This is a genomic window from Mycobacterium asiaticum (assembly GCF_001668675.1).
GTDB lineage: Bacteria > Actinomycetota > Actinomycetes > Mycobacteriales > Mycobacteriaceae > Mycobacterium > Mycobacterium asiaticum_D.
In genome coordinates, this window is the sequence record NZ_LZKQ01000305.1 from 1 (window position 1) to 11,217 (window position 11,217).

11 protein-coding genes and 2 pseudogenes are annotated in these 11,217 nt (G+C 66.7%); 6 read left to right on the plus strand and 7 right to left on the minus strand.

Annotated features, from left to right (window positions below; genetic code table 11):
• A pseudogene (locus A9X01_RS25225) lies at nucleotides 1-385 on the minus strand (hypothetical protein); the annotation flags it as partial.
• A 420-nt stretch (nucleotides 386-805) separates the two neighbouring features.
• Between A9X01_RS25225 and A9X01_RS25230 the strand changes: the two are divergent.
• Nucleotides 806-1,114 (plus strand): WhiB family transcriptional regulator, encoded by a 309-nt coding sequence (locus A9X01_RS25230; RefSeq protein ID WP_036352919.1) that lies wholly within the window; start codon nucleotides 806-808, stop codon nucleotides 1,112-1,114.
• Between the two features lie 145 nt (nucleotides 1,115-1,259).
• Here A9X01_RS25230 and A9X01_RS25235 read toward each other — a convergent pair whose 3' ends face one another.
• Nucleotides 1,260-2,315: a DUF4185 domain-containing protein gene (locus A9X01_RS25235; RefSeq protein ID WP_065123330.1), complete on the minus strand. Its 1,056-nt coding sequence runs from the start codon at nucleotides 2,313-2,315 to the stop codon at nucleotides 1,260-1,262.
• A gap of 28 nt (nucleotides 2,316-2,343) precedes the next feature.
• Nucleotides 2,344-3,267: an LLM class F420-dependent oxidoreductase gene (locus tag A9X01_RS25240; RefSeq protein WP_065123339.1), complete on the minus strand. Its 924-nt coding sequence runs from the start codon at nucleotides 3,265-3,267 to the stop codon at nucleotides 2,344-2,346.
• An 89-nt stretch (nucleotides 3,268-3,356) separates the two neighbouring features.
• On the opposite strand from A9X01_RS25240, the gene A9X01_RS25245 reads away from it, so the two are divergent.
• Nucleotides 3,357-3,809 (plus strand): OsmC family protein, encoded by a 453-nt coding sequence (locus A9X01_RS25245; RefSeq protein ID WP_065123331.1) that lies wholly within the window; start codon nucleotides 3,357-3,359, stop codon nucleotides 3,807-3,809.
• Here A9X01_RS25245 and A9X01_RS25250 read toward each other — a convergent pair.
• A complete protein-coding gene (locus tag A9X01_RS25250) occupies nucleotides 3,796-4,647 on the minus strand; it encodes a LysR family transcriptional regulator (RefSeq protein ID WP_065123332.1) in 852 nt (283 codons plus the stop codon). The two genes, A9X01_RS25245 and A9X01_RS25250, sit on opposite strands and share 14 nt — an antisense overlap.
• Before the next feature lie 119 nt (nucleotides 4,648-4,766).
• Here A9X01_RS25250 and A9X01_RS25255 point away from each other — a divergent pair, with 119 nt between their 5' ends.
• Entirely contained in the window at nucleotides 4,767-5,132 is a 366-nt protein-coding gene (locus A9X01_RS25255; RefSeq protein WP_065123333.1) for a cupin domain-containing protein, read from the plus strand.
• A gap of 39 nt (nucleotides 5,133-5,171) precedes the next feature.
• Complete coding sequence (locus tag A9X01_RS25260) at nucleotides 5,172-5,939, plus strand: superoxide dismutase family protein (RefSeq protein WP_065123334.1); 768 nt, start codon at nucleotides 5,172-5,174, stop codon at nucleotides 5,937-5,939.
• 92 nt (nucleotides 5,940-6,031) lie between these two features.
• Here A9X01_RS25260 and A9X01_RS25265 read toward each other — a convergent pair whose 3' ends face one another.
• Entirely contained in the window at nucleotides 6,032-6,889 is an 858-nt protein-coding gene (locus A9X01_RS25265) for an alpha/beta fold hydrolase (RefSeq protein ID WP_065123335.1), read from the minus strand.
• Between the two features lie 140 nt (nucleotides 6,890-7,029).
• On the opposite strand from A9X01_RS25265, the gene A9X01_RS25270 reads away from it, so the two are divergent.
• A complete protein-coding gene (locus A9X01_RS25270) occupies nucleotides 7,030-7,518 on the plus strand; it encodes a hypothetical protein (protein ID WP_253849391.1) in 489 nt (162 codons plus the stop codon).
• Between the two features lie 226 nt (nucleotides 7,519-7,744).
• Here the strand turns inward: A9X01_RS25270 and groL are convergent, their stop codons facing one another.
• Both groL and groES read right to left on the minus strand, forming a co-directional pair.
• Nucleotides 7,745-9,364 carry a chaperonin GroEL gene (gene groL / locus A9X01_RS25275; protein ID WP_065123337.1) on the minus strand — a complete coding sequence of 540 codons (1,620 nt, stop codon included), beginning with the start codon at nucleotides 9,362-9,364 and terminating at the stop codon, nucleotides 7,745-7,747.
• 87 nt (nucleotides 9,365-9,451) lie between these two features.
• Nucleotides 9,452-9,754: a co-chaperone GroES gene (gene groES / locus A9X01_RS25280; RefSeq protein ID WP_036352908.1), complete on the minus strand. Its 303-nt coding sequence runs from the start codon at nucleotides 9,752-9,754 to the stop codon at nucleotides 9,452-9,454.
• 623 nt (nucleotides 9,755-10,377) lie between these two features.
• On the opposite strand from groES, the pseudogene A9X01_RS30725 reads away from it, so the two are divergent.
• Nucleotides 10,378-11,217: pseudogene (locus A9X01_RS30725) on the plus strand (PE family protein); the annotation flags it as partial.

Below are 11,217 nucleotides of genomic sequence, written 5' to 3' on the forward strand. Positions count from 1 at the left end.
GCCGGGCCCCCCCCGGGCGGGGGGGGCCCCCCCCCCCCCCCCCCCCCCCCCCCCCCCCCCCCCCCGGCCCGGCCCCCCCCAACCCCACCAGTGCATCGGCACCCGCCTCCGGATCCTGGCCCGCCAGGGCGAACGCGCGGCCGTCCCAGCGGCGCGCCAGGGCATGCCAGCCCAATTGCCGCAGGAACGATCCGTGGGTGCTGTGCGCCAGAGACGCCAGGGCGCCGGTCTGCTGCTGCCGGCGCAGCGCGGCCAGGTCGGTGTACGCGCTGCCGTACCGGCCCTGCCCGCCGGCGGCGACCGCGCGCAGCCAGAGCTGTCGCGGGGTGGCAGCCGTGGGCAGCGGCCAGGTGCCCGGCCGGCTGCCGAAAGCAGCCTCGGCCAGCTCGTTTGCTGGACCCCAAGCCGCAGAACTGGAACGGGTTTCAATCACCGTGATAGCAGCCGCCTCAATGGTAAAAAGTTTGTGCGATCCGTGTTACCGGAATATTACTCACAGCCCTTCATGTGCCAATTACAAGACGCTCACGTTAGCGGCCTGAGCAGGTGTTTTGCGATAACGTTCCGATCCGGTTAGCACACCTAGTCGTCGGCTAAAGCGTCACAGATGAACGCGAAGTTAATTCTCTTACGACGCATGCGTATTTCGCCACAACACGCGCCTATTGACGGCAATTCGTTAGCACCCCTAGCGTCTAGGAGTGTTCGGTGTAGTCATCGGTGACGCCACTGCAAATTCAGTTGCACACTCGCCCTGATCGCGAGCCTATCCGCATCAGGTGCGCCGTGCAGAGAGGAATCAGCAATGCCACAGCCGGAGCAGCTACCTGGACCCAACGCCGACATCTGGAACTGGCAGTTACAGGGGTTGTGTCGCGGCGTCGACTCGTCGATGTTCTTCCACCCTGACGGTGAGCGTGGCCGGGCACGCATGCAACGCGAGCAGCGCGCCAAGGAGATGTGCCGGCGGTGTCCGGTGATCGACGAGTGCCGCACCCACGCGTTGGATGTCGGCGAGCCCTACGGGGTGTGGGGCGGTCTGTCGGAATCCGAGCGCGACATGCTGCTCAAGGGTTCCATCGGACGCGGTCGCGGAATCCGTCGCTCGGCCTGAGTCCTCCTAGACGACGCAGGTCCGGGGTGCCTGGCCTCCGGGCCTGCGTTCGTGCGTCTCGCGCTTGTCGGGCGCCGAGCGTGGGCCTCACGCACGAAAAGCGCTGGGCAGATTCATCCAAGAAGCCCACGTTCGGTGACCCCATTCAGCGGTGCGGGTGCACCACGATGTGCTGGGTGTTGTAAATCTGCGGCCCGTCCTTCGGCGAATGCCACTGACTGCCGAAGATGTGCAGGTTGTCCAGCGTGGAGCCGGGCAGGATGAATCCCCCGTAGTTCTGCGGGACGAAGTTGGCGGCGTCCGGATCATGCTGCTGCATGACGAGGGTCGCCGCACCGTCGCTGAAGATCTCGGTGGGCCCGGCCCGACCCACCTGCACCCGGACGGCGCCGAATCCGATCGATGCGTCGAATCCGACGAGGACCGGTCTGCCGTCTACCTCGCGGAAGCTGAGTTCTCCGTACTTGCCGGGGCTCAACGGTTTTGCGGCCAGATCACCCGGCCGGCCCCAGCGGGTGCCGGTCCATGGCCGCCACGCGCTGCGGTCGGTCACCTGGGCGGCATCGACGCGGTACATGGTGACGGGCAGGGTCCGGTCGAACGAATCCGCGGCGATGTAGACCTCGCCGTCGGCGCCCTGATAACCGCTGATCTGGGTGGGATGGCCTGGGTCCGGCGCGGGTGTCCAGGGTCGCCACGATCCGTCGATCGGGCGCCAGCCGGCCGCTGGGTCATCGGTGACCTGCACCAGCCAGGACCCGCCGTCGGGGACGAGGTCGCTGGTGCCGGTGACCATCATGTACGTCGTCCCGTCATGCAGCTCAATGCTGCCCGCCGGCAACGTGTTTCGTCCGTGCGCGGGCGGCGGTGACGGGAACAACACGTTCCCGCTTCCGGCGGGTCCGGTCAGCGGCCGGCCGAACAGCACCCGCCCTGCCGCGTCGAGTGCCACCGGCACCGCCACCGAAGGGTAGTGCGGATCCGCGCCGACGTGGTCACCGCGAAACGAGTCGCCAAACACCGCGACGAGCTTCCCGTTGGGTAGCCGCACGATCTCGCCCAGATCGACGGCGCCGATGCCGCGGATGCCGCGCCGCGCTCCCGTCCCGGCGACCGCACCCAGGTTGCGCGACTGTCCCCGCGCCAGCCTCGCGTTCGAGAAGGCAAGCGCCCCCGGCCCATCGGACCGGGGGCGCTTCATGCAGCCGAATGTAGCCCGCGGGGCTGCGCTAAGCGTCGATGAGGGGGCGCAGCGCCTCGCCGACCTTCGTGATGACACCGGGCGTGTAACCGTGCGTCGGAAGGTTCACGATCACTCCGTCGATACCCACATCGAGGATCCGACGCTTGATTTCGTCGGCTATCTGATCGATGCTGCCGGTGACCGCGCGACCTCCTTGCGCCTCCCCGATATCGGCGGGGGCGCCGTAGCCGTCCACCACAACCGTCAGCAACGCACTCGTTTCCAGAGTGGCTGGGTCGCGGTCGAATTCGACACACCGCTGTTTTAGCACATCGAGCTTGCCGGGCAGCTGGTCGATATCGGCGATGATGTTGAGGTGGTCGGCGTAGCGGGCGGCCAGGCGGAACGTCTTCTTCTCGCCGCTGCCGCCGAGCATGACCGGGATGTGGTCCCGGAAGCGGGGTTCGTTGATCGCGCTCTCGGTGCGATACCACTTGCCGGTGAAGGTAGGCCGCTCACCGTGCACCATCCCGAGGATGATCTGCAGCGCCTCTTCGAGCTTTTCGAACCGCTCGGTGAAGGTGTCGAATTCGAAGCCCAGTTGCTGGTGTTCCAGCTCGAACCAGCCCGCCCCGAGCCCGAGAATCGCCCGGCCGGCGCTGATCACGTCCAGCGTGGTGATGATCTTTGCGAGCAGGGTCGGGTTGCGGTAGGTGTTGCCGGTCACCAGTGTGGACAGCTGGACATTTTCGACGACCGGGGCCAAGGCGGCCAACGCGGTGTAGGCCTCCAGCATGGGTTCGTCGGGCTTGCCGAGTCCGGGCAGTTGATAGAAGTGGTCCATCAACAGAACCGTGTCGAACCCCGCGGCTTCGGCCTCCTGGGCTTGGGCCTTGACGGCGGGAAACAGTTCAGCGACGGGCTTTCCATAGGTGAAATTGGGAATCTGCAATCCAAGGCGAATAGTCACGCCTTTGTGCAACGGCAACGTATGCCGGTTTCATTCCGCGCCGCTCCGAATTGGTCCCACGCGCGGCCGCGCGGCGGCACACTGACGCGATGAACACGCAGCAGCCGGACAACAACACGGCGACCGAAGGCACGGTGACCGTCATTGAAGCCGGGACTGGGACCTACACCCAGCAGATTTCCGCCGGACGGCACACTCTTGTCGCCGACGAACCAGAACCGATCGGCGATGACGCCGGTCCCACACCGTACGACCTGTTGCTGTCCGCACTCGGGGCATGCACGTCCATGACGGTTCGCATGTACGCCAACCGCAAGGGCTGGCCGCTCGAGCGGGTACGGGTTGCGTTACGGCACAGGCGGATTCATGCGAAGGACTGCGCAGACTGCGAAACCAAAATCGGCTGGGTCGATCATATCGATCGGGAGATCGAGCTCACCGGCGACCTCGACGATGCGCAACGGCAGCGGCTGATGCAGATCGCCAACCGTTGCCCCGTGCACCAGACGCTGACCTCAGCGGTTCACATCACGACGCGGTGATCTGTTCGAGGAACGCACGTGCCGCCCGCGAAGCCCTGGCAGAGACAGCAATCCCGAGGCGCCGCACGGTCTTGGGCACCAGCGGTCGGACGGCAACGCCCGGCAGCTCGGGCAGGCCGGCGCGGGGCAGGATGGTCACCCCGAGCCCGGCCCGCACGATTTCGAGAGCCGCCGGGATCTCGCGGGCGTCGAACGCCAGGTCGAGCTCGACGCCCTGCCGCCGCGCGATCGGCATGAACACGTCCGCGCAGCCGCCCTTGCCCCGAACGAAGGGTTCGGTGGCCAGGTCGGCATAGGTGATGCTCGTTTTGGACGCCAGCCTGCCGCTGGCCGGCACCACCGCCACCATGTCCTGTTCACCCAGAACTGCAGATTCGAGGCCCTTGGCGGGCAGGCTGACCACGCCGGCTTCGGCGGCGCCCCGGTCGAGCCAGTCCCTGATCTCCTCCTCGCTTCCTTCCAACAGCCGGATGGTGACCGCCGGATGGCGCCGGGCATACGTGCGCAGCTGGGGAGCGACGAACGTTGCGGTTGCCGTCGGCAGACTCGCCAGATAGAGCGTTCCGGTGACGTCACCGGCCAAACCGGCCACCTCGGTGCGCATCAACGTCAAGTGTCGCAGCGCTTTCCGCGCATGCGCGAGAGCTACCGAACCGGCTTCGGTCAGGGCAATTCCGTCGCGGTGCCGGATCAGCAGCGGCAGCCCCAGCTCCTTCTCCAGCGCCGCGACCGCTCGGCTGGTAGCGGGCTGCGACAAACCCAGCCGCCGGCTGGCTGCGGTGAAACCGCCCTGATCGACCACCGTCACGAACGTGTTCAGCTGCAACAACGTCGGCATCGATCCTCCATGACGCGCCTGCCATGCATACATATCACCAGTCTTATGGATGCTTTGCATTCTAGAACTTTTGAGTAATGATGCGAATTACGGCTCGGACTGAGAAGGAGGAGATTCCGATGAGTAGCATCGCGACGTCGAATGTGATTGCGCCACAAGATCTTGCTTGGCATCAGACCGAGCTCGGTCGGGACTTCTGGGTCACCGATGATTTGGTCGGCGCCCAGTACTCTGCGCTGTTCAGTGCGCAGCTGACGAAGTTCGGTCCTGGCGGGGGATCCGCCCCGCACCGGCACGACTACAACCACGCGTTCTACTTCCTGAGCGGCACCGGCCGCGTGCGGCTGGGCGCCCAATTCGCCCGGATCACACCGGGCACCTTCGTCAAGGTTCCCGCGGACATGGTGCACAGCCTCGTCAACGTGGGCTCGGATGATCTGGTGTTCCTGGTCATCTATGACCCGCCGCATGTTGCGACCGACTGAGATCGTTTCAACTCGGATGATTCGGGGTAGGCCCGGCGCATGTACAAAGGCGTACCCTTGGCGGCCGCACTACTTGCCGCGGCCGTCGCGCCGCTGGCGGCGTGTGGCAACCAGCAGGGTGGACAATCCGGCGCGTCCTCGTCCTCCGCGCAGTCCGGGTCGGACCGAATGACGACTCAGGTGAAGAGCACCGACGGCACTCAGGTCGCCACCGCGACGTTCGAGTTCGCCAACGGCTACGCGACCGTGACGGTGGAAGCCGGCCCCAACCAGGTTCTGAGCCCGGGCTTTCACGGTCTTCGGATCCACTCCGTCGGCAGATGTGATGCCGATTCCGGCTCTGGGGCTTTCAGCTCCGCCGGAGATGTCTACCAAGCGGCGAATCACACCGGCTACCCCGCCAGCGGCGAGCTGACCGCGTTGCAGGTGCGCACGGACGGCTCGGCCAAACTCGTCACCACCAGCAACCTGTTCACCGCCGCGGACCTTCGCAGCAACTCCGGTACCGCTCTGGTCATCCATCAAGACGCGGATAATTTGGGCAGCAGTCCCACCGGGGAGTCAGGCAAGCGGGTGGCGTGCGGCGTCATTGCCGCGCCCGCGGCGACAACAACGTCGTCCACCACCACCACCACCACCACACCGACGACCAGCGTCAGTACGGTCACCACCACCGTCGTTGTGCCGCCGCCGGAGACGATCACCAGCACCAGCACGGTCACCAGTACGACGAGTAGCACAACCAGCCCCAGCGTCCCGACCGTCACGTCCACGGCGCCAAAGACCGCGACGACTGTGCCCGGCTGACGCCCGCTCGGCACTCGCCGAACGTGGGCCCTATGCACGAAAACCCGTGCGACGGGCTACATTAGGCCCACGCTCGGCGCCGCGGCGCGCCATCATTGCCCTGACGAGTCACCCGTCAAGTGCCGCAGAATCGCCGGAAACACAAGCTCCGAGTGGTCCAGGTGCGGCGCGTGCTTCGCGCCTTCGACACTGAGCAACTCCGAGCGCGGATACAACTTCGAGACGTGGCGGCTGTTCGCGTACGGCGCCGCGGAGTCCCGAGTGCCCCACACCACCAGCACCGGGCGCGGGTGTCTTCCCACGGCCGCCCACTGATCCCCGGCGTTGACCGGAAAATTGATCACCGTCGAAGCGAAAGATTCTGCGACTCCGGGGAATTGCAGTTGTTCGCGGGCACGCCCGTTGTAATCGGGGAATTGGTCGGGCCGGCTCAAGTGCTCTTTGTCCAGACGGTTGATCACGTTGTCGATATGGCTGGCCAAGAATTTGGCGGCGCCGGGCAGTCGTAACGCCAGCTTGCCGATGTGTGTCAGCGGTCCACCCACGTACAGGGCGGGTGCGATGAGCGTGAGGCTGGCGACGCGGTCGGCGGCTTCGGCGGCAAAGCGCGTGATGATGACGCCGCCCATCGACCAACCGATCAAGTGCATGGTCTCGATGGCCAATGTGTCGAGCAGCGCGCGCAATTGCGCCACGTACAGGTCGAGGTCGTAGCGGACAGCCGGCCGATCCGACAGCCCGCGACCGAAGTGGTCGTAGCGAAGCACCCGGAACCCTTGATCGACAAGCGTTTCGGCCAGTGACTCCCACGCGTAGCTGGGCGTGACGAGACCGTGCACCAACACCACCCACGGGCCGTGGTCGCCGACCACGTGGTACGCCGTGACGCCGTTGGACAGCGTGGCCGATCCCGCCCGCGCCGCCTCCCGCGCGGTCGCCAATGTCTGCATGCCCCGCAGCGTATCTCCCGCTCGCTGTTGCGCGAGCAGACGCGAAAGCCCCCGCGCGCCCGGCGCGTCGGGGGCTTCCGCGTCTGCTCGGCAAACTCGGGTGACACAATTCAGGAATGCGGAACGAAAGCAGCCGGGCAGTGGCTCTCGTAGCGGCCATGTCTGCCCTGGCGCTCCCAGCCGTCCTGAACCCCACACCGGCCCATGCCGGGCCGTTGCCCGACTTCTGCGTCCCGGCCAGCGTCGCCGACAACGTCTGCACCGCGCGGTTGCAGTCGGTGACGGCCAATGTCGTCGACGGGACGATCACCGGGGCACCGGTTGGTGGCGGTGCGGCGGTAACCCTTGCAGGCCAAGCAGATGCCTACCTCAGGTCGACGGGATTCGTGAACGGCGCGCCCGACCCCGTTCAACAGTGGGACGCCGCCATCGACCGGACGGGCAACCTCAGCGTCGACCCGTCCGATCCGAATTGGTACGGCAATGCCAAGGCCAGAGCGTTCCTGCCGAGGACCCTCAATGACCTCGCCAGCCAGTTCCCCCCGGGCGTCCTGGTGGTGCGGTTCACGCCGGATGACGCCCAACCGGGCACGTTCCGGCTCGTATCCATTCAGCCCACACCTCGGTAGGCGCTACCAGGACATCGACGGCTGATGGTGCATCTAGCGGTGGTGATCATGGCGGTCGCCGTCGTCCGCCCTCTCCGGCGGGCCGATCGACCACTGCGGTCTCGCTGGCGCTAGCTGTTCCACCCAAGGCGGGATGAGCCTGAGTGACCTCGCCACCTGGCGCGAACAGACGCAAAAGCCCCCGGACACTCGGCGTGTCGGGGGCTTTTGCGTCTGCTGGGCAGAATTAGTGCGCGTGGCCGTGGTGCCCGTGGCCGTCGTCCGCCTCTTCGGCGGGCCGCTCGACCACCGCGGTCTCCGTAGTCAGCACCATCCGGGCCACCGACGACGCGTTGAGCACCGCAGAGCGGGTCACCTTGACCGGGTCGACGACGCCCTCGGCCGCCAGGTCCCCGTACTCGCGGGTGGCGGCATTGAGGCCCTGCCCGGCGGGCAGGTCGCTGACCTTGTTGACCACCACCGCGCCGTCGAGTCCGGCGTTGGTGGCGATCCAGTACAGCGGGGCGGCCAGCGCCTCGGAGAACACGTCGACACCGAGCTGCTCGTCACCGCTGAGCTCCTCGCGCAGTGACTTGAGCACGTGGCGGGAGTGGATCAGCGCCGAACCACCGCCGGCGACGATGCCCTCCTCGACGGCAGCCTTGGCGGCAGCGACCGCGTCCTCGACGCTTTCCTTGCGCTCCTTCAGTGCCGTCTCGGTGGCCGCGCCGACCTGGATCACGGCGACGCCGCCGGCCAGCTTGGCAACCCGTTCCTGCAGCTTCTCGCGGTCCCAATCGGAGTCGCTGGCTTCGATCTCGGCGCGCAGCTGCTTGACCCGGTTGGCGACCGCGTCCTTGGATCCGGCGCCGTCGACGATGATCGTGTCGTCCTTGCTGACCACCACGCGCCGGGCCGAACCCAACACGTCGAGCCCAACTTCGCGCAGCACCAGGCCGGTGTCGGGGTTGACCACCTCGCCACCGGTGACGATGGCCAGGTCCTGCATGAAGGCCTTGCGGCGGTCGCCGAAGAACGGCGACTTGACCGCGACGGCTTTCAGCGTCTTGCGGATCGAGTTGACGACCAGCGTCGCCAGCGCCTCACCCTCGACGTCCTCGGCGATGATCAGCAGCGGCTTGCCGGCCTCGGCGACCTTCTCCAGCAGCGGCAGCAGGTCGGGCAGCGAGCTGATCTTGTCCTGGTGCAACAGGATCAGCGGGTCGTCGAGCACGGCCTCCTGGGAGTCGAAGTCGGTGACGAAATACGCCGACAGGAAACCCTTGTCGAAGCCCACACCCTCGGTGAACTCCAACTCCGTGTTCAGCGTCGAGGACTCCTCCACGCTGACGACGCCGTCGTGGCCGACCTTGCTCATGGCCTCGCCGACCAGCTCACCGATCTGCTCGTCGCGCGAGGAGACCGTGGCCACCTGAGCGATCGCTTCCTTGCCGGACACCGGGGTGGCCGCGGACAACAGCGCCTCGGACACGGCATCGGCGGACTTGCTGATCCCCGAACCCAGCGCAATCGGGTTCGCACCGGCGGCCACCAGGCGCAGCCCGCCCTTGACCAGGGCTTGGGCCAGCACGGTCGCCGTGGTGGTGCCGTCGCCGGCGACGTCGTTGGTCTTGGTGGCCACCGACTTCACCAGCTGGGCGCCCAAGTTCTCGAACGGGTCTTCCAGGTCGATCTCGCGGGCCACTGTCACGCCGTCGTTGGTCACCTGCGGGCCGCCGTATGCCTTGGCCAACACCACGTGCCGGCCGCCGGGTCCGAGAGTCACCTTGACCGCGTCCGCGAGCTTGTTGACGCCCGCTTCCATGGCGCGACGCGCGGTCACGTCGTACTCAATAAGTTTGCTCATCAGGCTCCTTAGCCCAGCTCATAACGCATGCCGCCCCGGAAATCACCCGTGCCTGCGCACGGGGATCGCCGGGGCGAACATGGTGTCCTACTTGTTAACGACAGCCAGCACGTCGCGCGCCGACAGAATCAGGTATTCCTCGCCGCCGTACTTGATCTCGGTGCCGCCGTACTTGCTGTAGATGACGGTGTCACCCTCGGAGACGTCGAGCGGGATCCGCTTCTCGCCGTCCTCGTCCCAGCGGCCGGGACCGACTGCAACGACGGTGCCCTCCTGGGGCTTCTCCTTGGCGGTGTCAGGAATGACCAGACCGGAAGCGGTCGTGGTCTCGGCCTCGTTGGCCTGTACGAGAATCTTGTCCTCGAGTGGCTTGATGTTCACCTTCGCCACGATTGGAGCCCTCCACTAGTTAGATCGGGTCCGGGACGTTCGCCCCGACCGAGTTGGCGGTCGGTCCGGGGGCTGCCCCGAACCGTCCGAATTACCAGATGAACTGGCATTCGTCCTAGCCCTGAGCGTCGTCGTCGCGGGTGCCGACGCACGGGTATTCCGACTGCCACCTAGCACTCTATACACGAGAGTGCTAGCACTCAAGGGCGGCCCGGTGCTTCTCCGTCGGGAGCGTCGCCGACAGCTGCCGCAGGGCGGCGCCGCGGCCGGCGGGCAACGCGACCGAAGCCGCCGCCGCCGGTAATTCGGAACTCCGAAAATGCAAGGTTTCGCCGCTACCACACCAAGGGTAAAGATAGTCCGGAAACGCATTGCGCGTTTGTCGTTCAGTACAGTTTCCGAAAGCACCATTTCACCGCAGAAACTCCGCACTGAGGCCAAACCTTCAACCATACCAACACGTTTCGGCTTGATGACCAGCCATAAAATCCCGCTGGATGTATTTGAAAATCCATATGATCAGGTCGGAAAAATATCGGTCGCGCTTTTGAATCGCCGCTATAGGGTTCGCCCAAATGCCTCGCAGCTCTTGCTGAGGCCATCCGGTGAATTGGAGCCCTGTTTTGTCGTCATTTGTCATTATTGCGCCCGAAATCCTGAGTACCGCGTCGGCCGACCTGCGCGGGATCGGCTCGGCCGTCCGAGCCGCGAACGCTGCGGCGTCGATCGCGACGACGCAGATTGCGGCGGCGGGCGCCGACGAGGTGTCGGCCGCGCTAGCGGGCGTGTTCGGTGGGTTCGCCGCGGAATACCAAGCGTTGAGCGCGCAGATCGCGGTCTTCCACGACTAGTTTGTGCAGACGTTGCGGGCGGGAGCCGGCGCCTACGCCACGGCCGAGACGACCAATGCTTCGCTGCAGTCGATCGAGCAACAGCTGGTAGACGCGCTTAACGCGCCGACTCAGACGCTGTTCGGACGACCACTGATCGGCGACGGCGCCAACGCCGCACCCGGCAGCGGTGGCGCGGGTGGGGCGGGCGGCTTGCTGATCGGCAACGGCGGCAGTGGCGGCTCGGGAGCGGCCGGCCAGGCCGGCGGCGCCGGCGGGGCAGCCGGCCTATTCGGTAATGGCGGCGCGGGCGGAGCGGGCGGAACCGGCGCGGCCGGCGGCGCCGGTGGTGCTGGCGGGATTCTGTTCGGCGACGGCGGCGCGGGCGGAACGGGTGCGGCCGGCCAAACCGGCGGCGCCGGCGGTTGGGCCGGCCTGTTCGGCAATGGCGGCGCAGGCGGTGCGGGCGGGTCAGCCCTCGCCGTCGGTGGGGCCGGCGGTCAGGGCGGTGCCGGCGGCGCCAGTGGATTGCTGGGCGGCAACGGCGGCGCCGGCGGGACAGGGCGGTGCCGGCGGGATCGGCGGTGCCGGTGGCCTCGGCGGCAACCACACCGGCACCAACGGAGCAGCCGG

Coding starts and splice junctions, on each gene's coding strand:
- A9X01_RS25230 (WP_036352919.1), top strand. CDS start 806: ATGCCACAGCCGGAGCAGCTACCTGGACCCAACGCCGACATCTGGAAC.
- A9X01_RS25235 (WP_065123330.1), bottom strand. CDS start 2,315: ATGAAGCGCCCCCGGTCCGATGGGCCGGGGGCGCTTGCCTTCTCGAAC.
- A9X01_RS25245 (WP_065123331.1), top strand. CDS start 3,357: ATGAACACGCAGCAGCCGGACAACAACACGGCGACCGAAGGCACGGTG.
- A9X01_RS25250 (WP_065123332.1), bottom strand. CDS start 4,647: ATGCCGACGTTGTTGCAGCTGAACACGTTCGTGACGGTGGTCGATCAG.
- A9X01_RS25255 (WP_065123333.1), top strand. CDS start 4,767: ATGAGTAGCATCGCGACGTCGAATGTGATTGCGCCACAAGATCTTGCT.
- A9X01_RS25260 (WP_065123334.1), top strand. CDS start 5,172: ATGTACAAAGGCGTACCCTTGGCGGCCGCACTACTTGCCGCGGCCGTC.
- A9X01_RS25265 (WP_065123335.1), bottom strand. CDS start 6,889: ATGCAGACATTGGCGACCGCGCGGGAGGCGGCGCGGGCGGGATCGGCC.
- groL (WP_065123337.1), bottom strand. CDS start 9,364: ATGAGCAAACTTATTGAGTACGACGTGACCGCGCGTCGCGCCATGGAA.